Here is a 20,842-nt window from a genome sequence, read left to right as displayed (position 1 = left end):
GAACCTAGAATCGGCAGTATCGCGACAATATCGAAAAGCTGACCTTCTCAGATTTAATGCGTTACCGCGATATCTCTTTGAGCGACACTCACACCTTTAATTTGCGCGTAAACACGCTGCCCGATTTCTAGATTCAACTCATCCAGCGCCCACAAAGTAATGGTTGCCCATAGGTAGCACCCAGACTCTAACTCTAGCTCGACAGCGACACTCTGCTTATTTGTGCCCTGTTGGTGCGTCTCTACGCTTTTAATGGTGGCAGGAAGGATGTTACGTATCGAAGTTCCTTTCGGCTGTTCTAGCGTGATAGAGACGTCATTTGCCCTAACTTGTAGCCTCACTGTAGTACCAAGCTCACTCGATACTTTCTGAACCCATAACGACGTCGACTTTCCTAACATCAGGCGAGACAGCGCATAATCGTCATTGTGTTCAGCTAATTTCGCTTCAAACAACGAGCTTTGCTCTGAAAAAGATTGCCAAGGTTGCATAGCTCTCGATGCCCACACCTCTTCCGTCACGCCCGACGAAATAACTTTGCCTTGGTCAATAATCACAAGGTGATTTGCCAAGCGTAAAATTTCATTGAGGCTATGAGTGACATAAATGATCGGGATTTGGACGGTTTCGGATAAGTTTTCCAGAAATGGCATCACTTCGCGCTTACGAGGCAAGTCGAGAGACGCTAAAGGCTCATCCATCAACAAAATGCTCGGCTTGGATAACAACGCGCGGCCAATCGCCACACGTTGCTTCTCACCGCCAGACAAACGAGCTGGGTATCGGTCAAGCAATGAACCCAAAGACAGCAGCGAGACTATTTGCTCAAAGTGTGCTTTATCGACGCTTTTCATGCCGTATTTAAGGTTCGCTGCCACCTTCATGTGTGGAAACAATCGCGACTCTTGGAACACGTAACCGACGTTGCGTTTGTGAGTCGGCAAATTAATGCCATTTTGACTATCGAACAGTGTCGTGCCAGATACGCTGATCAAACCTTTATCGGGCTGTTTAAGGCCACTGATCGCATTGATAAGTGAGGTTTTACCCGCGCCAGAACGACCAAAAATTGCCGTAATGCCACTACTTGGTAATTCCAAGTCGATATCAAAGAAGGTTTCACCGAGTTGTTGTTGATATTGGAGGATCAAAGCACTCATGCATTGCCTCCCAAACGTTGTGCTGACTTTTTGTTGAGCCACTCAGAAAGCATCAATGATCCCAGAGCTATCACAATAGAAATGACACACAAACGCGCAGCTTCCATTTCCGCACCAGGGGTTTCAATAAAGGTATACATAGCCAAAGGAATGGTTTGAGTTTCACCGGGAATATTTGAAACGAAGCTGATGGTCGCGCCAAACTCCCCTAAGCTTCTTGCGAATGAAAGCATGGTGCCGGTGATGATCCCTGGGATCATCAAGGGTAAAGTGATCGTGAAAAACACACGAACAGGTGAAGCGCCTAATGTTGCAGCCGCCTCTTCAAGCTTACTGTCTACGGTCTCTAGGCTCAGTCGGATAGAGCGAACCATCAGCGGCAGCGCCACAACCACACAAGCGAGTGCCGCGCCCTTCCAGCTAAAGCTAAATACAATACCAAACACGTCATTGAGCCACGAGCCTATAATGCCTTGCCTGCCCATCATCACTAGCAGTAAATAGCCGATGACCACAGGTGGAAGTACCAAGGGTAAATGGACAATGCTCTCTACAATGCTTTTGCCTACAAATTGTTTCTTAGCAAGCAGCCATGCTAAACCAATGCCGATAGGAATAAGCCATAATATGGCAAACCCAGCGACTTTTAAGCTCAGCATTAAGGCTTGGTATTCGTATTCCGATAAATACATCATCTAACGCACTTCAAATCCAAAACTGTTCAAGGTGTCTTTCGCTTTTTCGCTCTTTAGGAAAGTATAGAACTCTTCTGCCACAACTTTATCACTCAACTTAGCTACAGGGTAACGTATTGGTGTGTGCAGTTCTGATGGGAAGGTCGACACTAGGTTTACTTCTTTAGAAAGCAACGCATCCGTTTTGTAGACAATGCCAAGCTTAGCTTCACTGCGCTCGACTAAGGCTAAGGCCATACGAACATTGTTACTTGGAGCTAATCGAGTCTTCACATCATCCCATACACCCAACGTTTCTAACGCTTCTTTCGCATAGATACCAGCAGGAACCGACATGGTGTTACCCACTGCAAGCCTCTCATTAGTAAGCAGTTCAGCCCATTGTTTACCTTTTGATAGGTCTAATGTTACCGATGTCTCGTTCGGTGAAATCAGTACCAATTCGTTTTCACATAGATTTGTGACATTGTCACTAGAAACCAATTTGCGATCGACTAAATGCGTCATCCATTTTTCATTTGCCGAGATAAAAATGTCTGCTGGTGCTCCTCTTTCGATTTGTCGCACCAAAGACGACGTACTCGCATACACAGGAATCACATCGACAGAATGGTCTTTCTCAAATTCTTCAACCAGCAAATTAACCGCATTGGTCATCGACGATGCAGCGTAAACTCGTAGCTTTTCGGCAGCAAAAAGATGAGTAGAAGTCAGTGCCGAAGTTAAGGCCATGGTTAAAAGGAAGACTCGCTTTTTCATTGTTATCACTTATCTATTGTTCGTTTAGTTTCTTTAGCTAACTTCTAAATGGCGGCTTAAGCAGTTAATTCAGGCCAAAGCAGGTCAAGATTTAAGTACTCTTCGATGGCATCAGCGATTCGATTAATACCCAGCTCTTTAAGCTGTTCGTGGTCAATCGCGGTCACATCGTTGGCTCCTGCCCATTCGCAAATAAGCGATAACGCATCACTGTTATCGAATACGCCATGCAGGTAAGTACCAAAAATCGAGTTATCTTGATTCACAGCGCCATCTAGGCTGCCAGATTCTAACTGAACCGGTAAGGCTGTTTCTTTGACATCAGTCTTACCTACGTGGATTTCATACCCTTTTACCTCTGCTGTTTTGCCATCCAGCGTCATGGTGCCGCGTACGTTAGTTAAGGTTTTCTGCTGTGTAAGGGTCGTTTCAGTATCCAGATACCCTAACCCTTCGCTGCTGCCGGGTTCCCCTTCAACGCCATCAGGATCGTGAATAATGTTACCTAACATTTGATAGCCGCCGCAGATACCCATCACTTTGCCGCCTAAGCGCAGGTGGCGTTGAATATCTTTATCCCAGCCTTGTTGTTTTAGGTAATCCAAATCTGCTCTTACCGACTTTGTACCCGGCAAGATAATTAAATCAGCGTTGTTTACACGTTCACCTTTACCGACATAACGTAAATCAATTGAAGGATTCAACCTTAACGCATCAAAATCTGTATGGTTGCTGATTCGGGTTAGCACTGGCACCACCACCTTAAGCTTAGCTTCTCCGTCAGACTCTTGAGCAGAGGTAATGGCATCCTCCGCTTCTAAGTTAAAACCATGCAGATATGGCAAAACACCAATGACTGGCTTACCGGTTTTTTCCTCTAGCCAATCTAGGCCAGATTGAAGAAGTGCGATATCGCCTCTAAAACGATTTATCACAAAGCCTTTTACACGAGCTTGTTCAGAATCAGACAATAGAGCCAATGTGCCGTAGAGGTGCGCAAAAACGCCACCACGGTCAATATCGGCAACGATGATCACTGGGATGTCCGCTTTCTCAGCAAATCCCATGTTAGCGATATCATTTTCGCGAAGGTTGATTTCGGCTGGGCTACCCGCACCTTCAATCATCACGCTTTCATATTCTTCAGAAAGTCGGTCAAACGAATCGATAACCGTATCCATCGCGACTTTCTTGTAATCATGATAGCCCGTCGCTTCCATGTTACTCAGCGCTCGGCCTTGTAGAATCACTTGCGCGCCGGTATCTGAATTAGGCTTTAGCAATACAGGGTTCATGTGAACGGTTGGCTCAATATTACAAGCTTGCGCCTGAACTGCTTGAGCACGACCAATTTCGCCACCATCTTTTGTCACAGCACTGTTTAACGCCATATTCTGTGGCTTAAAAGGTGCCACTTTGATTCCTTTCCTTGCCAAAACACGGCATAAACCTGCCACCAAAACACTTTTCCCGGCATCTGACGTTGTCCCTTGAACCATAAGGGCACTTAATGGTGCTCGCATTCGTACTTAAATCCTTAATTTCTTAATTTTCAATTTATAGCTATGGGCAATATTTCTCTGCGACCATCTTAACGTCATTGCCGAGTAGATGCTCAATAAAATGAATGGAAAATGAATGTGTTACTCACTCTGGATTCAACCCCAGTGTTGTTTAATAGCTCCATCGAAACGAAGCTTGTGAACGATAACAGGCGACTCAACAAAAAACGTACTAACGAAAAGAAACGTTTCAAATTCAGAAAAACGTTTCTACTAAAAACAACATTAAGGGATTCACCATGAAAAAGACTGTATTAGCTATCGCATCTACTATTATCCTTGCTCCTACTTTCGCAATGGCTAGTGATCACAACAGCAACAAGCACGAAAGCGCTATTGCTTACACTGGGCCGATTGAAACCGTTTCTGTTGCGACACTACTTGCCGACACAAGCATGTTCGCAGAGCAAGAAGCAATTGTGGATGGCAAGATTGTTCGTCAACTAAAGAATGACACTTTTGTCTTCTCTGATGGCCAGAGTGAAATTCAAATCGAACTGGATGATGATATCCGCCTAGCACAACCACTGACCGCTGATACAAAAGTTCGTATCTTCGGCGAATATGAAGGCGGCAAGACACCGGAAATCGAAGTGGACCACATCCAGGTTCTATAAGCGATTAATATAAAAATACTGACTTCAAATAATTGGCCTGCATATTGCAGGCTTTTTTGTATTATACTGCCGAAAAATACAATTTATATGGAGTCACCATGCTAGGTTGCACGAATAAGACTGTCCTTTTAGGACTCGCTGCACTGTGTTCATTCTCTGCGTCTGCAAACAACTTTAACTACAACACATTCGAGCTGCGCATGGGTACTAGCCCAAGTACTTTCGGTGGTGAAGTCACAACAATGTTCACTCAGAACTCTCACTTTGTTGCTCGTATCGATTCAGAATTTGAAAGTGATTGGGATGCAGCAGTAGGTATGGGATTCAACGGCCCAATCAGTCAATTTGCTGACGTTACTGGCCAAATGTTACTGCACAACATTGAACGTAATGACGACAACCACATCAAAACAGAAATTAACATTGGCTTGAGAGCTTGGTTAATGGCAAACGTTGAAGTTAACGCACGCCTTGGTCAACTGATCGACAACGATGACACTCGTTCTATTGTTGGTATCGGTGCTCGTTTCCATTCAACTGATCAACTTTCTGTTGGTCTTGATATGCGCAATAACGGCACATACGGCCACCAAATCTTAATGTCGGCTCGATTCGGATTCTAATCTAGATTTCGTACCTAGGTTTTATTGATAAGCTTAGGTTTAGTTACTGAGTAATAGATAGCTAAACATATTACATAGAAAAGCCCCGAACATATTAATGTTCGGGGCTTTTTTGTTTGTTAGTTTCGCTGGCTTTTAGTCATTCACGACCTGAGCCAGCAACTTGCTTTATAAATTAACCATCAGCATCTTTTTCTGGTGATCTAAGTACTCTTCATAAGTACCTTGGAAGCTCACTAACTGTTGGTCTTTTACATCGATGATGTGTGTTGCCAGTGAAGAAACGAACTCACGGTCATGGCTGACGAAGATTAGCGTGCCCGTGTAAACCTTCAACGCATCGTTCAGGGCTTGGATTGCTTCCATGTCCATGTGGTTGGTTGGTTCGTCCATTACCAGCACGTTGATGTCTTGCATCATTAGCTTGCCGAACAACAGACGGTTCTTCTCACCACCAGAACAGTTGCGCGCTTTTTTGTTCGCATCGTCAGCAGTAAACAATAGACGACCTAGAATGCCACGTACCATAAGGTCATCGTGCTTCACTGTGCGCCATTGTGAGATCCAATCGAAGATGCTCAGGTCGTTATCAAAATCCTTAGTGCTGTCTTGTGGGCAGTAACCTACAGAAGCATTTTCAGACCATTTTACGATGCCTTGGTTTTGCTCTAGCTCTTGAACTAGGCAACGTAGCAGCGTGGTTTTACCTACACCGTTCTCACCGATAACCGCAAGACGAGTACCTGCTTCAAGTAGCAAGTTACCACCAGCAAACAATGTTTCGCCATCGAAGCCGTGACCAAGATCTTGAAGTTCAAGCGCTTGACGGTGCAGTTTCTTACCTTCACCAAAATCAATAGATGGGCTCATACGGCTCGATGATTTCACTTCATCAAGCGTGATCTTATCCATTTTCTTAGCGCGAGAGCTTGCTTGTTTTGCTTTAGATGCGTTAGCACCAAAACGGTTTACGAAATCTTGAAGCTCGCTGATTTCAGCCGCTTTCTTAGCATTGCTTGCTAGAAGTTGCTCACGAATCAAACCAGATGCTTCTAGGAAGTACTCGTAGTTACCAGGGTAAACACGCAGCTCACCGTAGTCGATATCTGCCATGTGCGTACACACAGAGTTCAGGAAGTGTCTATCGTGCGAAATGATGATCATTGTACATTTACGCTGGTTTAGCTCTTCAGCAAGCCAGTTGATCGTGTGAATGTCCAAGTTGTTGGTTGGTTCATCAAGAAGCAGGATGTCTGGGTTTGCAAACAACGCTTGTGCCAATAGCACTCGCAATTTCCAACCTGGAGCGACTTGCTGCATCAAGCCGAAATGGAACTCTTCTTCAATACCCGCTTGAATTAGGATATCGCCAGCACGGCTTTCTGCAGTGTAGCCATCCATTTCCGCGAATTCGCTTTCAAGTTCCGCAACTTTCATGCCGTCGTCTTCGCTCATTTCAGGCAGAGAGTAAATGCGATCACGTTCTTGTTTTACTTCCCAAAGTTTTCTGTCGCCCATGATCACAACGTCGATAACGCTGTACTGTTCGAAAGCGAACTGATCTTGGCTTAGCACACCCAGTTTTTCTCCTGGAGTGATAGAAACGTTGCCCGAGCTTGGCGTTAATGCGCCACTTAGGATTTTCATGAACGTTGATTTGCCGCAACCATTGGCGCCGATCAAACCATAACGGTTGCCGTTACCAAATTTAGCAGAGATGTTTTCAAACAGCGGCTCTGCGCCAAATTGCATTGTGATGTTCGCGGTAGATATCAAAGAACTAATTCCTAAGCGTGTACTGACAGATAATTATTAGGCTATTTCAAGAACCTAAATAAGAAGTACGAAAGTATGGATTAAACAAAAATCGAAGCGCGGATTATATAGAGATCTCGATCACGTTGTCGAGGCTAAACAGTAAACGAATAGTAAACATAGACCATTTAGATGCTTTTCATACGTTATTGGGGTGTAAATAGAAAAATCCCCACCAGCAGAACTGGTAGGGATTTCATTTATCAACACTAAAAGTCTTTCAATCTCGTCACTTTTGAAACTATAGCTCTTCAAAACGAAAAGCTTTGATGACGAGCAGAAATGTTATTTAGTAATTTTCTTTTGAACGTATTTTTGGCTTACATCTACTACCGCAACATCTCTAAAGAAGCTTCTACCCAACAGTAGTGGGAAAGAAAGATGCGTTCGGTCCGCTAGAGTAAACTCAGTTTTGTCTTTCAGATCACCGATTTGAATTGAAGCGACAACCACAGCACGTCGTTGTGTACCTTCCGCGCTCGACTGCTTGATCTTAACCCAACGCTCTACCGGTAAGCTGATCTCTTCCGTTGTGATGCCGTCATGTTCGATTTTGAACTTAACCCAGTCTTTTCCGTCACGTTCAAAATCAACAATATCAACCGCGCTGATTGAAGATGTTGTTGCACCTGTATCTACACGTGCTTTAAACGCTTCTTTCAAACCAGGAACAAACACCCACTCTTCTTCACCAAGAATCAGTTTGCCATCGCTTGTTTTAGTCGGCTTTGGAGCTGGCTTTTCTTCAGGCTTTGGTTTCGCTTCTGGCTCAGTCGGTTTTACTTCTTCAGGCTTTTCCGTAGGTTCCGTTACTTTCTCGCCTTCAGTTGCGTCAGTCTTTGAAGAGTCATCCACAACAGGTTGTTCTACTTGAGGCTTTTGCTCTGGCTCGACAGGAACTTGAGTCGTCGTCGAACAAGCAAACAGGCCACCACTTAGCATTAAAACTACAATCGCTTTCCAGTTATACATTCAGTCACCTTCTATTTTGAAACGTTGGCTATCGCTTTAGCTACATAAGGAATATGAGATTCGGAAAGGCCTGCGATATTGATGCGTCCGTCACCAACACCATAGACTCCATATTCTTCACGTAATTGATTCATTTGAGTTTCTTTAAAGCCTAGTACACTAAACATGCCTTTATGGCTTTCAATGAAGTCAAATTGTGACGTGTTATAAGTATTTCGCAATTCATCACACAAACTTTGGCGCAGATTTAACAAACGTTGCTGCATTTCACTCAATTCTTGCTTCCAAATCGATGTTAGCTCTTGATTCTGAAGAATTGTTTTAACCAAAGCTGCACCATGATCTGGCGGCATTGTATAAGTTGAACGAGCAAGCGTAAGAAGCTTACCTTTAGCATTGCCAACGTGTTCGCTGTTCTTGCCAATCACGATAGCAGCGCCCGTTCTTTCACGGTATAAACCGAAGTTCTTCGAGCAAGATGTCGTAATCAACATCTCTTCGACGTTGTTAGCCATGTGTTGAAGACCTTTTGCGTCTTCTTCTAGGCCATCACCAAAGCCTTGGTAGGCAATATCAACGAACGGCAAGAAACCATTCTTCTGAGATAATTTGGTGATTTCCTGCCACGCTTCAAAGTTGATATCCGCACCTGTTGGGTTATGACAGCAACCGTGCAGCAGTACCACGTCTGATGGACCCGCTTTTGAAAGATCATCCAACATTCTTGCAGTATCAACTTGCTTCGTTTCAGGACTGAAGTAATTGTAGTATCGAACTTTTAAGCCTGCCGCTTCCATCACCGGTTTATGGTTAACGTAGCTTGGGTTTGAAATCCAAACCGTGGTGTCTGGTTGAGAAACTTTCATTAAGTCACCCAACATACGAAGTGCACCACTTGCACCTGGTGTTTGAATCGCAGCAACGCGATCCATTGCAGAAGTCCCTTTAAGCAGCAGATCAACCATGCTCTGGTTGAACTCTTCACAGCCTGCTAGGCCAACGTAAGCTTTGGTTTTCTGCGTTTCAACAACGATATCTTGAGCCATAGAAACGGCTTTCATGATCGGAGTTTCGCCTTGATCGTTTTTGTAAACGCCAATGCCTAAGTCGACTTTATCAGTACGAGTATCGCCGCGGTAAGCAACAGAAAGAGATAGAATTGGATCTAAAGTTGGTTTTGGTAGATGTGAAAACATGAAAGTCACAACCCTTTGAAATTCAAGTAATGAGTTTCACGTTAACATTATCGTAGACAAATCAGAAACATTTTTTAATAGAAGCGCTTAGTTAGAATAAGTAATCAGAGATTGGTCATTTTACGTCATGAAACAGCGCAAATTTCGAACACTTTTAGTGCTTTATCAAAAGATCAGTAGCTTGTTTAAGAAGTACCTTGTTGATTCTCAGCTAAATGCCTTGTTTGAATTGCCTTGGTGTCATCCCCGACCAAGCCTTAAATCGAGTACTAAAGTTAGCTGCATTCGGGTAACCCACGATCTCGCCAATATGTTGAATCGACCAATCACTCGATTTCAACAAACGAGCTGCGTATTCCATTCTCATACGCATGATATGAGTCATTGGGCTGTGTGAATAATAGCGCTGGCACAAACGATGGAAATGCGGCTCTGAGCACGGGAACAAGCTCGCAAGCTCATGAACGTTCCACTCTTTATGGAGTTGTTTTTGTACGTTGTCGAACACGCGTCTTAAACGAATCAAATTGCGGGATTGTTGCTGCGGGACTGGCGCATTAATCATGAACTCTATTTGAGCCACACTGTGATTGGCGATCGCTCCTCCCAAATCAATGGGTAAGGCAATGCTCCTCAATAGAGTATGAACGCACGACGACACCACCTCTGCTGCTGGCGAAAGCGTGTAGCTCACTTCATCACTCACCACTTTATCCCATTGCTTATCTGGCGAGAGAAAGATCCATGCGATTTGCCATGTCTCTTCTTCAATCCCAAAGCCATTCTCTGTGCCCGCTGGCACGGTAATACACGACCCTGGCTCTAGAAGATAGCGACACGCCCCGCTTTCTAACCACCCTTTGCCCCTAACCGTGTACAGCAGCATGTGTTTCTGGGGATTCTTCCGATGTACCGAAAAGAAATCTCGGCACGACGCCGTCCCACACTGAACGATACCCAATTCTTCGAATGCCAATACATGGCTTTGATCGACAAACTCCTGATGTGTCTTATCTGAGATCTCGTACCGTTCGTGTTTCTCACTCATTTCACTGGTCGCTCATTAGGTTTGCCCGCAATTAAATCGCCACTTTAGTCATTCGATAGTTTTGAAATAGATGATTTTGAAAATAGGTAGTTTGGCAAAAGTTTGTGATGAACCTGAACAATACAGCCAAAACAAATGCCGATAAACTTCTCGCATATTAACCACAGGGGAAATGCGATGCGCTCGACATATCGTGATCTAGACAAAGATTTTTGGCAAAAACTTCTACACATCGGTTTGCCTGTATCGCTGCAAACCATGTTGTTTTCATTGCTTGGCGTGGTCGATATTTTTATGGTTAACCAACTGGGTGACTCTGCAACCGCAGCTGTTGGCGTGGGTAACCGTATATTTTTCTTCAACTTGATCATGGTATCCGGGATTAGCGGTGCCGTCAGTGTGCTAGCTTCGCAATATTTCGGTGCGGGAGATTTCAACGGAATTAGACGCACATTAGCGCAATCATGGGCATTGTCGATCTTTGCCATCATCCCCTTTGTGTTGATTTATACATTGGCTCCTGAATCAGTCGTGTCTGTGGTGGCCTCAGACCCTGATTACGTCCGCTTGGCAACGGATTACCTTTGGATAACAGGAGCCAGCCTTATTGGTACCGCTATAGTTGTGCCGCTAGAAAGTGCACTTCGATCTGTAGGTGAAGCCAAGCTACCAACCAAAATCAGTATTTGGGCGATCATCGTTAATGCGATTCTCAATGCATTGCTTATATTCGGTTTATTTGGCTTCCCAGAACTGGGGGTGGTTGGCACGGCAATTGGCACCACCATATCTCGATTCTTTCAAACAATAGCCCTACTTGTGATGGCGAAGAGACACTACGCTCACTTGTTCCCAACACTGGCTAATTGGCGCGATGCAATACTGCCCAAGTATAGAAAGAAGTATTTCAAGGTAGCTATTCCGATGCTGGTTCATGATACGGCTTGGGCGGGTGGAATACTGATTTATAACGTTATTGTTGGTCAGATGGGTGTTGGCGAGCTTGCGATAATCTCACTGTTATCGCCAGTCGAGAGCATCTTGATCTCGGCGTTCATGGGATTTGCAGTCGCGGCTTCGATCATTTTAGGCAACGAGATCGGCGCGAAGAACTATCAACGTGTTGAGAATACTGCTTGGGGTTATGTCTTGGTCAGCTGTGGGCTTGCGGCTCTGCTAGCCTTGATGTGCTGGTTTGCTAAACCCGCGATCGTATACATGATCAGCCTTACTCACTTAGAGCTCAAAGACACGGCCGTTAACGTCACCTTAGTCATGGCACTCGGCATGATACTAAGAGTCTTCAATATGGTCGGTATTGGTGGCGTGCTGAAAAGTGGTGGAGACATCAACTACAGCATCTTCATCGACCTGTTTGGCCAATGGGCGATTGGTATTCCCCTTGCCTACTTTACTGCGCTGGTGTTGGGTTGGCCGCTAGAATGGGTTTTGATGATTGTACTGCTGGAAGAGCTCGCCAAAATAGTTCTGACCAGTCAGAGGATTCAATCTAAGAAATGGATAAACAACCTAATCGACGAGCCTGAGCACATTCCTATTTAAGCAAGCGCCAAACTGACAGTGACGTACAGGCGATCGATTCAAAAGAACTCACACCCAAGGGCTGATTTGTAGCATTGCGCTAACGATGATGCCCTTTTTTCGGTTTCTGTTTGCGAGAGTACTAAATCAGAACAAGCTTATCAGTCAGTAAACCTATAAGTCAGTGAATCGATGAATGATTTGGTTTGAACTACCACGCCAATCCAACATTGGATCTGCTTTATCTTGTTCAAAACGACCATCAATCAAGGTATCAACGTATTCGAGCACTTGCTTCTGCTTTTCATCAAGCTCGTCAAGTTCGTAGCCAGTCCACATCCAAATATCTTTACCTTCACACTCTGCTTTTACGCGCTGAACAAGCTTAAGCACTTCAGACACGTTTGCAGGATGCAAAGGATCACCACCAGAAAGCGACAAACCACGACGCTTGATTCGTGGATCATTGAGATCAGCGATAATGTGGTCTTGCAGCTCTTGAGTGAACAAATGCCCAGAATCCAACCTTTGCGTCGATTGGTTATAACACCCGCGACACTGATGTACACAACCCGACACAAACAAAGTGCAGCGTGTTCCTGGGCCATTTACAACGTCGATTGGGTGATATTGGTGATAATTCATAAGGCAGTATTGAGAACTCGTGATGGCTTAATGGTTTAACTCGAAAAGTAGCGAGAGTTGAAACAAATGAATTGGTATCGACATAGCGCCGATACCAATCATATTTCTGAAACGTAGCTTTTCTAAATAAGCTAGCTAATAATCTTAGAGCTTACTAAAGATGCTTCACTCGGCGTTTAACTTCTTCTTGCTTACCGAAGTTAAATGGTCGTGCATCCGGGCTACCAAGGTAACCACAAACACGGCGTGTTACCGATACTTTAGTTGAGTCGTGGTTGCCACACTTAGGACACGTAAAGCCCTTACTTGTACAGTCGAACTCACCGTTGTAACCACATTCGTAACACTCATCAATCGGTGTATTCGTACCGTAGTAAGGAACGCGTGTATAGCTGTAATCCCAGACGTTTTCTAGCGCTTCGATGTTCTTCTGCATGTTCGGGAATTCGCCGTAACAGATGAAACCACCGCTAGAGATTTCTGGATAAGGCATCTCGAAATCGATCTTGTCGTATGGGTTCACCTTCTTCTGCACATCTAGGTGGAAGCTGTTGGTATAGTAACCACGGTCTGTTACACCATCAATCACACCAAATTCTTTAGTGTCGATGCTGCAGAAACGGCTACATAGGTTTTCACTTGGTGTGCCGTATAGGCTGAATGCGTAACCTGTCTCTTTCGTCCAAGATTCCACTTCACGCTTCATGTACTCCACCAGCTCAAGCGCTTTAGCACGCATTTCGCCATCGTCGTACAAGTGAACGTCTGTGCCGTAAAGTGCCGTCATCGCTTCGTGGATACCGATGTAACCAAGAGAAACAGACGCGCGACCGTTCTTGAAGATATCTGCAATAGAGTCATCTGCTTTCAAGCGAACGCCACACGCACCTTCCATGTATAGGATTGGAGCAACACGCGCTTTCACGTTTTCTAGACGAGAAATACGAGTTTCTAACGCACGACGAGCCAGCTTCAGTTTTTCATCAAGCAGCTCATAGAACTTAGTCATATCTTGTTTTGCGTTAATCGCAATACGTGGCAAGTTTAGGCTCACAACACCTAAGTTGTTACGGCCTTCATGAATTAACTCACCGTTTTCTTCGTAAGTATTCAAGAAGCTGCGGCAACCCATAGGCGTTTTAAATGACCCTGTCACTTCTACTACTTTGTCGTAGTTAAGAATGTCTGGGTACATACGCTTAGACGCACACTCAAGCGCTAATTGCTTGATGTCGTAGTTTGGATCTTGCTTCTGGTGGTTCAAACCATCTTTGATTGCAAACACCAGTTTAGGGAATACCGCTGTTTTGCGGTTCTTACCCAAACCTGCAATACGGTTTTTCAAGATAGATTGCTGGATAAGTTTCGAACCCCAGCTTTCGCCTAGACCAAAACCAAACGTAACGAATGGTGTTTGACCATTAGCCGTGTGTAGCGTGTTTACTTCGTACTCCAAAGACTGGAACGCGTCGTAACACTCTTTCTCAGTGCGAGAGATAGCAAAAGCTTCTGGGCTATGAATGTCCCACTCTTTTGCTAGAGATAAATGCTTTTCGTAGCTCGCCATCACGTAAGGTTCTAGAACCTCATCGATACGGTTAATCGTTGTACCGCCGTAAATGTGGCTTGCCACTTGCGCGATGATTTGCGCCGTTACCGCTGTCGCTGTAGAAATCGACTTAGGTGTGTCGATTTCCGCGTTACCCATCTTGAAGCCATGCGTTAACATGCCTTTCAAGTCGATAAGCATACAGTTAAACATTGGGAAGAACGGTGCGTAGTCTAGGTCGTGGTAGTGAATGTCACCACACTCGTGAGCTTGTACGATGTCACGCGGCAAAATGTGAGTTTTTGCATAGTGTTTAGCCACGATACCCGCCAGCAAGTCACGCTGAGTTGGGATAACTTTACCGTCTTTGTTGGCATTCTCATTGATCAGATCAACATTGCTTTCTTCGATCAAACCTTCGATCTCACGAGTTAAAGCGCTTTGCTTCTCACGGGCGATGTCGCGGTCATGACGATATTCAATGTAGGCACGAGCCAGAGACTTGTATGGCCCCTGCATTAGCTCGTTCTCGACCATGGTTTGAATTTCAGAGATATGAACTTCATCGTAGTCTTCGAGCTTCAACTCAACTGCTAATGCCACATTCAGTGCATAAATAGCAATTTCCTTATCGGCTTTGTCTGATGCTGCTTCCACTGCAGCTTGGATGCGATCTCTACTGAATGGAGCTCTTGAGCCATCACGCTTGATTACGATTGATTTCACCACTTCTCCTTACTCTTGAGGTATTCACAGACTTATCCACAAACACACTATATAGAGCGATTTATCGTTTAACTAACACTAGATATTGTGGCGTATTTAACGAGAACCACCAACTTCGAGTATTGATTTGGATCAATAAAACTCTCACGCTGACTAAGATCAATTCAATATTATTACGCTAGTTCTCAAGTCGAAAAGAAACAATGTAACAATAAAAAAACTGCTAAAAAGAGTTGAATTTTTGGTAAGTGTTGTAGGATAACGGCTCAACTATATTGGACGACAAAATTAGGGATATTTGGGATGAAACGACTTCAAAACTGGATAATGTTAGGTTGCTTACTCAGTAGCCAGACATTTGCTGAACCTTTGACCATATCCAGTTGGAATATCGAATGGTTATCAACTAACGAGGCTGTGAATAAGTTTTCTGCCCAACGTGATCAAGCTGATTTCGACAAACTTGAAGAATATTTTCAATCCTTAGATGCGGATGTGGTCGCCTTTCAAGAAGTCGATGACGTAAATGCCATTCAGCGCATCGCCGGCGATCAATACAAGATATTGATGTCTGACCGAGCATTACCAGAAAACAGTAACCATCAGTTCAAAGAAGTGAACCGATACACAGGGTTCGCGGTTCGTAGAGGAATCACACTCACCGACTACGCTGACTTCCCACTGGAGTCGAGTGCTAACAGCAAGCTTAGGTTTGCCAGTTACATGGTTGTAGAAACGGAAACCAAGCCTATTCACATGTTGTCTGTGCATTTAAAGGCGGGTTGCAGCGGCGCTTACAAGTCGAACCGCGATTGTTCAAGGCTCAAAGACCAAGCACAACAACTTAATAAGTGGATACAGCAAAGAGAAAGAAACGGTCAGGATTACGCGATACTAGGCGACTTCAACCATAACCTATCCTACTCAAGAGATTGGATGTGGAAAGATATGACGCAAAATACCGATGCTCAGTTGGCAACAAGAAAAACTCGAGCAGATTGTAAGGTGCGATCTAACCGCAATAACCATCGCACGCACCAGTTCCGCTCTGTGATTGATCATATTGTAGTGAGTAAGTCGCTAAATGCTTCTCCTGCGAAACAGGCGGTATTTGAAACGCAAGATGTGCTTGATTACAAACTCAGCGACCACTGCCCAGTATCAACGACCATCAAATAGTAGATAGAGATGTAAAAAGAGGCCGACTAGCTTTGTAACTAAAGCGCGTCAGCCTCTCAAATGCTCATATCAAGCCTATTCGATAAGCGATAAGTTTAGCACTAGCAAGTTTTATTCGTTCGACCTGCTAACCACATTCCCGCCAGCATGCTTATCATAAACACCCACACGGTTGGGTTACCGCCACTGAGACTCGTCACCACAGGCCCTGGACAAAATCCTGCAAGCCCCCAACCTAATCCAAACGCTGTTGAACCTAGAATCAGCTTTCTGTCGATTATCGGGTTGTTACGGCTGTCTAACGACTCGCCATTGATGGCTTGAACGCGCTTTTTTATGACTAAGTGATAAAACGGTGCGAAGACCAATAACGCGCCACCCATCACGAATGCCAAGCTGGCATCCCAGTCACCAGTAATGTCTAAAAAGCCAAGTACTTTGTTCGGGTCAACCATGCCTGAAATGATCATACCAGAGCCGAAAAGAAGACCTGCGAGCAAGCCAATAACGATAGTAAACGAAGAGTTTTTCATTACGCCCCCAAACCAATCAGATTCTTAACCAACACAGTTACCATTGCCACACCCATAAACACACAAGTCGCAACAATTGAACGCTTAGACAAACGTGCCATTCCCACAATGCCATGGCCACTCGTACAGCCATTCGCGACCTTAGTGCCGAAGCCCACCAATAGTCCGGCTATGATAACCACTGCGAAGTTGATCTCTTCTAATTGCGGAAGTTGGTAACCAGTCGGAATCAACAACCAACCGCTCACAACCATTCCGACAACAAAGGCAAGTCGCCAATATTTCTCGGTTTTCTCGGTTTTCTCAATACGGGTGTCCGAGCTGGATTCAGATCTAGATTCTAAGCTTTTATTCTTTCTAGACGGCAATAAGCGACTAACGATTCCGCTGATTCCTGCTACTCGCCCGATGCCCAACATCAGAATAATTGCCGACGCGCCTAGCAGCATGCCGCCGAAAAACGCATCCCAAGGTATAAAACTAATCACTGACCTCTCCTATACACAAACTCTAATCTAACTCACCACAAGTTAAATTAGAGTTTACTAATAAATATAAATTAGTCAATGCTAATGTAATGCCACTATGTTTCGGTTGGAAAGTCTAAAGTGAAAAATCGAAAAGCTTCCCCCATGAAAAAAGCCCCTAGGCAGTAACCTAAGGGCTTACGATTTATTCTGTCTTTGGAAAAGAGCAGCTATTTGATCTTGTTCTTCTCAGCAATCCACTGCGACATGTACTTAGTGCTTGCCATGCTGTGGTGCTTCAGCATCGAACCAAAGAAGTTATCCAGTCGATGCGACTCAAGCTCAGAATCTAGCGCAATCAATCGCTCGACCAATTTATCGCCCAGTTGATTCTGTTCGTAGTGCGTTTCAAGAATTGAATGACACTGACTTTGAGCCTTGAGCCACTTCTCTTCATCGTTATAAAGAGCAACAGCTTGTTCAACAAACTCGTCGATATCATCAGCAACCGCGCCCGGCCATTGCAACTCACCTTGCGGTAACATGCCTTCACTACCAATTTCGCTCGTCACATTCGGAGTTTGTAGCTTCATCGCATCAAGCAATTTACCTTTAATGCCCGCGCCAAATCGCAGTGGTGCAACACACACACGAGCTTGCTCCATCACTTCTTGAGCGTCTTTCGCCCAACCTTTGATATGGAAACCGGTTTTAGGGTTGTGTAATGCGGTCGCTTTTGGCGGCGGGTACGATCCATAAATATGAAGTTCGGTGTCAGGCAGCTGTTTGCGAATCTTCGGCCAAATCTTCTGTAACTGAAGCACAGCATCCCAATTCGGTGCGTGTCTAAAGTTACCTATCGTCATGAAATGCTTACGTTCTTCAAAGCTTTTCGTGCTTTCAGGCAGCGTATTAAGATCAACCATGAAAGGCAGATGATGAAGCAGTTTGGGATCGATATTGAACTCAGATTGAAGCAGTTCCATCTCGTAACTTGAAATGATCAACGAAAGATCACAGCGCAGAATCGCGGCAATTTCACGTTTGGCTAAGTCACTGTATAAGTGTGCTTTAGTCAGTTCAGTTTCTTTCTTAACGGCTTCGTGGCGCGCATTACGCAGGAACTGCAAGTCTTCGGTATCCAACAGCTTAAACGCGTTCGGACATACCTTCTCAACACGCCAGCCAAATTGTTCTTCCATCATAAAACGGTCAAACATCACGACATCGGGCTGCAGCTCTTCAATGTACTGGTCAAAGCTATCGCAATTCAACTGTATAGATTGGCTCGTGATGCCCTCTTCAGAGAGATCAATCATGTGCTCGGTTTCTTGAGCGGGTGTTGCAAATTCGACTGACCAACCTTGTCTCTTAAATAGACGTAAAAGAGACATCATGTGGCTGCCAGCCGCCGATGAATTCGGTTCTGGCCAAACGTAGCCAATTGCTAAAACTTTCTTCAAAACACTTCCTAAGAAATAACAAAAGGGACTAACTTAGCCCCTAATAAAACGTTTATCGATCGTGGTCGACTTATATCGCTGATTATAATGAGTTCTAATCACTCAGCGATCAGATTCGCTCACCTACATTGCGAGCTATCATAAGCACTTCATCAGCAGAGTACAGGTTTGAAATCGTAGTTTCGACTTCAGCGCCTAATGTCGACTGATAGAGCTTTTGTGCAAAGTTATCCGCTCTGGTCGTCACTAGCACATGTTTTAGTGTCGAGCCTTGCTCTGCTAGCTTCTGCTTCACTTGCGGCAAAGAGTCTAGAATCAGCTTTTTACCCAATCCTTGCCCCTGCGCGCTCGGTAACACAGCAAGTTGCTCTAGCTCCAAAACAGCTTCAGGCCTAAACCCACTCTTTTGAACCCAAATAATGTATCCGACAATCTCGCCATCGCTTTCAGCAACAAAGTTAAGAAAGCGTGGTGAAGCGTTTAAGTTACATTGTAACCAATATTTCGAGCCTTGCTGTCGTACAAAAGTAGCTTGGTGAACTAAAGCCGCCCCATCAAGGTCGGCTTCTGTCATTAAACGAACGTGCACCATGCTGCTACTCGTTCTCAGAATTTGGACGCGTTTTACAGTGTAAAATGGCTCTTTCTAGAAGCTCTAACGCCGATTTATCAGCTTCCGGAAGCTTAGCATCCGATTGACCTAGTGGTTCAACGCGGCTGCCCCACTTAATATGACCAGCACCCCAAGTTAAACCAGCACCAAATGCTGCAACAAGAATGTTGTCGTTAGGCTTCACGAAGCCTTGCTCTAACGATTCACACAGTGCGATTGGCACAGTAGCTGCTGATGTATTACCGTAGTTTTGAATGTTAACAAATGCTTTCTCGCGCTCAATACCCGCCATGTCACACAGAGTTTGAATAATTCGGATGTTCGCTTGGTGTGGAATCACAACATCGATGTTTTCAGTTGAGATGCCTGTGCGACTCAATACTGTATGTGCTGCAGCGCCCATGCCTTTCACTGCACGCTTGAAGATCTCTTTGCCTACGAAATCAAAGTCCCAGTAACCATTATCAGCAGCGAAGCGGTCCATAGACGTACCGAATTTTGGTACTGCTAGAATGTCACGGCCCTCTGCGTCACAACCGATTTGAGCTTCTTGTAAACCCACTTGCTCTTCAGTACGTGATAGAACCACAGCGCCAGCGCCGTCACCGAAAAGAACTGCAGTATCGCGCTTGGTCCAGTCGATGAAGAATGAAAGACGTTCTGCACCCACAACGATTGCATTGCGGTAGTTGCCCGCTTGAATCAGTCGAGTTGCTGTTTCAACACCGTAGATGAAGCCAGTACACGCTGCGTTAAGGTCGAAAGCCGCTGCACTTTTAATGCCTAAGTTCTGTTGAACCTTAGACGCAGTATTTGGGATAAGAGAATCTGGGCTGCACGTTGCGATGATAACGAGGTCGATGTCTTCAGCCGTTAGACCAGCACACGCCATTGCGTGTTGAGCAGCAACAGTCGCTAACTCAGAGGTATTTACATGACTGATACGACGGTTTTCGATACCAGTTCGAGTTCGAATCCACTCGTCAGACGTATCAATGAAAGTGCTTAGATCATCATTGGACAGCACGGCTGGTGGCAGACACTTTCCCCAGCCAGTAATTTCGGCGTAAAATTTTGTCATCATTTACCTGTTTATTGTTTGTTTTTATTTAAGTATCGTATTCTTGTTTTAAACAGTATAAGCGCTCTGTGCGTGATTCGTAAATCGCGTTAGCCACGGAGTTGCAATAAAAAGAGAAAGTTATGTCTACATTCAACACACGCTGCCCTTCTTGTAATGGCGTAAACCGAGTTCCTTCAGAAAGAATTTCAGAAAGCCCAACTTGTGGTAAGTGCAAAACAGCGCTGCTCGATGGCGCTCCTATCGAGGGAACGTCACTTAATTTTCAATCGATCTTGAACAGTTCACAACCTGTAGTTGTCGATTTCTGGGCAACATGGTGTAACCCATGTGTGGGCTTCTCGCCCGTGTTCAGCGACGTTGCAAAAGAACGCTCTGGAGATGTTCGATTCGTTAAGATTGATACTGAAGCTCAGCAACAGCTCGCAGCAATGTATCAAATCAGAAGCATTCCGACCGTGATGGTGTTTAAAGACGGTAAACGTGTCGATACGATTAACGGTGCACTGCCAAAAGGTCAATTTGATCAGTGGCTTAATCAAGCTCTAACCAAATAACTCTATTATTTAAGCTATTGATTTAGCATTAATTAATTCT

General features: G+C 44.7%; 20 protein-coding genes. 5 read left to right on the top strand and 15 right to left on the bottom strand.

What is annotated here, in order from left to right:
* Positions 1-53: 53 nt before the first annotated feature.
* Genes modC through MSG38_RS01430 form a run of 4 tightly spaced genes read right to left on the bottom strand, consistent with a single transcriptional unit; the run spans position 54 to position 4,137 of the window.
* Positions 54-1,160, bottom strand: coding sequence for a molybdenum ABC transporter ATP-binding protein ModC (gene modC / locus MSG38_RS01445; RefSeq protein WP_248400804.1), 1,107 nt, complete (start codon positions 1,158-1,160; stop codon positions 54-56).
* Complete coding sequence (gene modB / locus MSG38_RS01440) at positions 1,157-1,855, bottom strand: molybdate ABC transporter permease subunit (RefSeq protein ID WP_172378999.1); 699 nt, start codon at positions 1,853-1,855, stop codon at positions 1,157-1,159. The genes modC and modB overlap by 4 nt, the downstream gene beginning before the upstream one ends.
* Positions 1,856-2,614, bottom strand: coding sequence for a molybdate ABC transporter substrate-binding protein (gene modA / locus MSG38_RS01435; RefSeq protein ID WP_172378998.1), 759 nt, complete (start codon positions 2,612-2,614; stop codon positions 1,856-1,858).
* Positions 2,615-2,670: 56 nt separating this feature from the next.
* Positions 2,671-4,137: a cobyric acid synthase gene (locus tag MSG38_RS01430; protein WP_248400803.1), complete on the bottom strand. Its 1,467-nt coding sequence runs from the start codon at positions 4,135-4,137 to the stop codon at positions 2,671-2,673.
* A gap of 278 nt (positions 4,138-4,415) precedes the next feature.
* Here MSG38_RS01430 and MSG38_RS01425 point away from each other — a divergent pair, with 278 nt between their 5' ends.
* A complete protein-coding gene (locus MSG38_RS01425; RefSeq protein WP_048608277.1) occupies positions 4,416-4,793 on the top strand; it encodes a NirD/YgiW/YdeI family stress tolerance protein in 378 nt (125 codons plus the stop codon).
* A gap of 98 nt (positions 4,794-4,891) precedes the next feature.
* Positions 4,892-5,416 (top strand): hypothetical protein, encoded by a 525-nt coding sequence (locus MSG38_RS01420; protein ID WP_019822713.1) that lies wholly within the window; start codon positions 4,892-4,894, stop codon positions 5,414-5,416.
* Between the two features lie 168 nt (positions 5,417-5,584).
* Here the strand turns inward: MSG38_RS01420 and MSG38_RS01415 are convergent, their stop codons facing one another.
* From MSG38_RS01415 to MSG38_RS01400, 4 genes are all read right to left on the bottom strand, one after another.
* On the bottom strand, positions 5,585-7,192 hold the full coding sequence (locus tag MSG38_RS01415; protein ID WP_282450262.1) for an ABC-F family ATPase: 1,608 nt from the start codon (positions 7,190-7,192) through the stop codon (positions 5,585-5,587).
* A gap of 324 nt (positions 7,193-7,516) precedes the next feature.
* Positions 7,517-8,203, bottom strand: a complete 687-nt coding sequence (locus tag MSG38_RS01410; RefSeq protein WP_050622371.1) for a RimK/LysX family protein — start codon at positions 8,201-8,203, stop codon at positions 7,517-7,519.
* 11 nt (positions 8,204-8,214) lie between these two features.
* Entirely contained in the window at positions 8,215-9,399 is a 1,185-nt protein-coding gene (locus MSG38_RS01405; protein WP_048612657.1) for an amino acid aminotransferase, read from the bottom strand.
* 211 nt (positions 9,400-9,610) lie between these two features.
* On the bottom strand, positions 9,611-10,447 hold the full coding sequence (locus MSG38_RS01400; RefSeq protein ID WP_248400802.1) for an AraC family transcriptional regulator: 837 nt from the start codon (positions 10,445-10,447) through the stop codon (positions 9,611-9,613).
* Positions 10,448-10,582: 135 nt separating this feature from the next.
* Between MSG38_RS01400 and MSG38_RS01395 the strand changes: the two genes are divergently transcribed.
* Positions 10,583-12,010, top strand: coding sequence for an MATE family efflux transporter (locus tag MSG38_RS01395; protein ID WP_248400801.1), 1,428 nt, complete (start codon positions 10,583-10,585; stop codon positions 12,008-12,010).
* Positions 12,011-12,163: 153 nt separating this feature from the next.
* On the opposite strand, the gene nrdG is transcribed toward MSG38_RS01395, so the two are convergent.
* Together nrdG and nrdD are read right to left on the bottom strand one after the other, a co-directional pair.
* On the bottom strand, positions 12,164-12,634 hold the full coding sequence (gene nrdG / locus MSG38_RS01390; RefSeq protein ID WP_017058260.1) for an anaerobic ribonucleoside-triphosphate reductase-activating protein: 471 nt from the start codon (positions 12,632-12,634) through the stop codon (positions 12,164-12,166).
* A gap of 154 nt (positions 12,635-12,788) precedes the next feature.
* A complete protein-coding gene (gene nrdD / locus MSG38_RS01385) occupies positions 12,789-14,909 on the bottom strand; it encodes an anaerobic ribonucleoside-triphosphate reductase (RefSeq protein ID WP_048613547.1) in 2,121 nt (706 codons plus the stop codon).
* A 303-nt stretch (positions 14,910-15,212) separates the two neighbouring features.
* Between nrdD and MSG38_RS01380 the strand changes: the two genes are divergently transcribed.
* The gene (locus MSG38_RS01380) at positions 15,213-16,088 is read left to right on the top strand and encodes an endonuclease/exonuclease/phosphatase family protein (protein WP_248400800.1); all 876 of its coding nucleotides are present in this window, start codon (positions 15,213-15,215) and stop codon (positions 16,086-16,088) included.
* A 101-nt stretch (positions 16,089-16,189) separates the two neighbouring features.
* Here the strand turns inward: MSG38_RS01380 and MSG38_RS01375 are convergent, their stop codons facing one another.
* The 5 genes from MSG38_RS01375 to MSG38_RS01355 all read right to left on the bottom strand — a co-directional run bounded on the left by MSG38_RS01375 (position 16,190) and on the right by MSG38_RS01355 (position 20,245).
* Entirely contained in the window at positions 16,190-16,621 is a 432-nt protein-coding gene (locus tag MSG38_RS01375; RefSeq protein ID WP_248400799.1) for a YeeE/YedE family protein, read from the bottom strand.
* The gene (locus tag MSG38_RS01370) at positions 16,621-17,106 is read right to left on the bottom strand and encodes a YeeE/YedE family protein (RefSeq protein ID WP_248401078.1); all 486 of its coding nucleotides are present in this window, start codon (positions 17,104-17,106) and stop codon (positions 16,621-16,623) included. The genes MSG38_RS01375 and MSG38_RS01370 overlap by 1 nt, the downstream gene beginning before the upstream one ends.
* 212 nt (positions 17,107-17,318) lie before the next feature.
* Positions 17,319-18,551, bottom strand: coding sequence for a glycosyltransferase (locus MSG38_RS01365; protein ID WP_248400798.1), 1,233 nt, complete (start codon positions 18,549-18,551; stop codon positions 17,319-17,321).
* A gap of 109 nt (positions 18,552-18,660) precedes the next feature.
* Entirely contained in the window at positions 18,661-19,125 is a 465-nt protein-coding gene (locus tag MSG38_RS01360) for a GNAT family N-acetyltransferase (protein WP_248401077.1), read from the bottom strand.
* Positions 19,126-19,147: 22 nt separating this feature from the next.
* Complete coding sequence (locus tag MSG38_RS01355) at positions 19,148-20,245, bottom strand: ketoacyl-ACP synthase III (RefSeq protein WP_248401076.1); 1,098 nt, start codon at positions 20,243-20,245, stop codon at positions 19,148-19,150.
* 122 nt (positions 20,246-20,367) lie between these two features.
* On the opposite strand from MSG38_RS01355, the gene trxC reads away from it, so the two are divergent.
* A complete protein-coding gene (trxC, locus tag MSG38_RS01350) occupies positions 20,368-20,802 on the top strand; it encodes a thioredoxin TrxC (protein ID WP_248400797.1) in 435 nt (144 codons plus the stop codon).
* The last annotated feature ends 40 nt before the right edge of the window (positions 20,803-20,842 follow it).

This window comes from Vibrio sp. 1CM24A, from assembly GCF_023161725.1.
Taxonomy (GTDB): Bacteria; Pseudomonadota; Gammaproteobacteria; order Enterobacterales; family Vibrionaceae; genus Vibrio; species Vibrio coralliirubri.
This window is presented reverse-complemented; position numbering and strand designations above follow the sequence as displayed.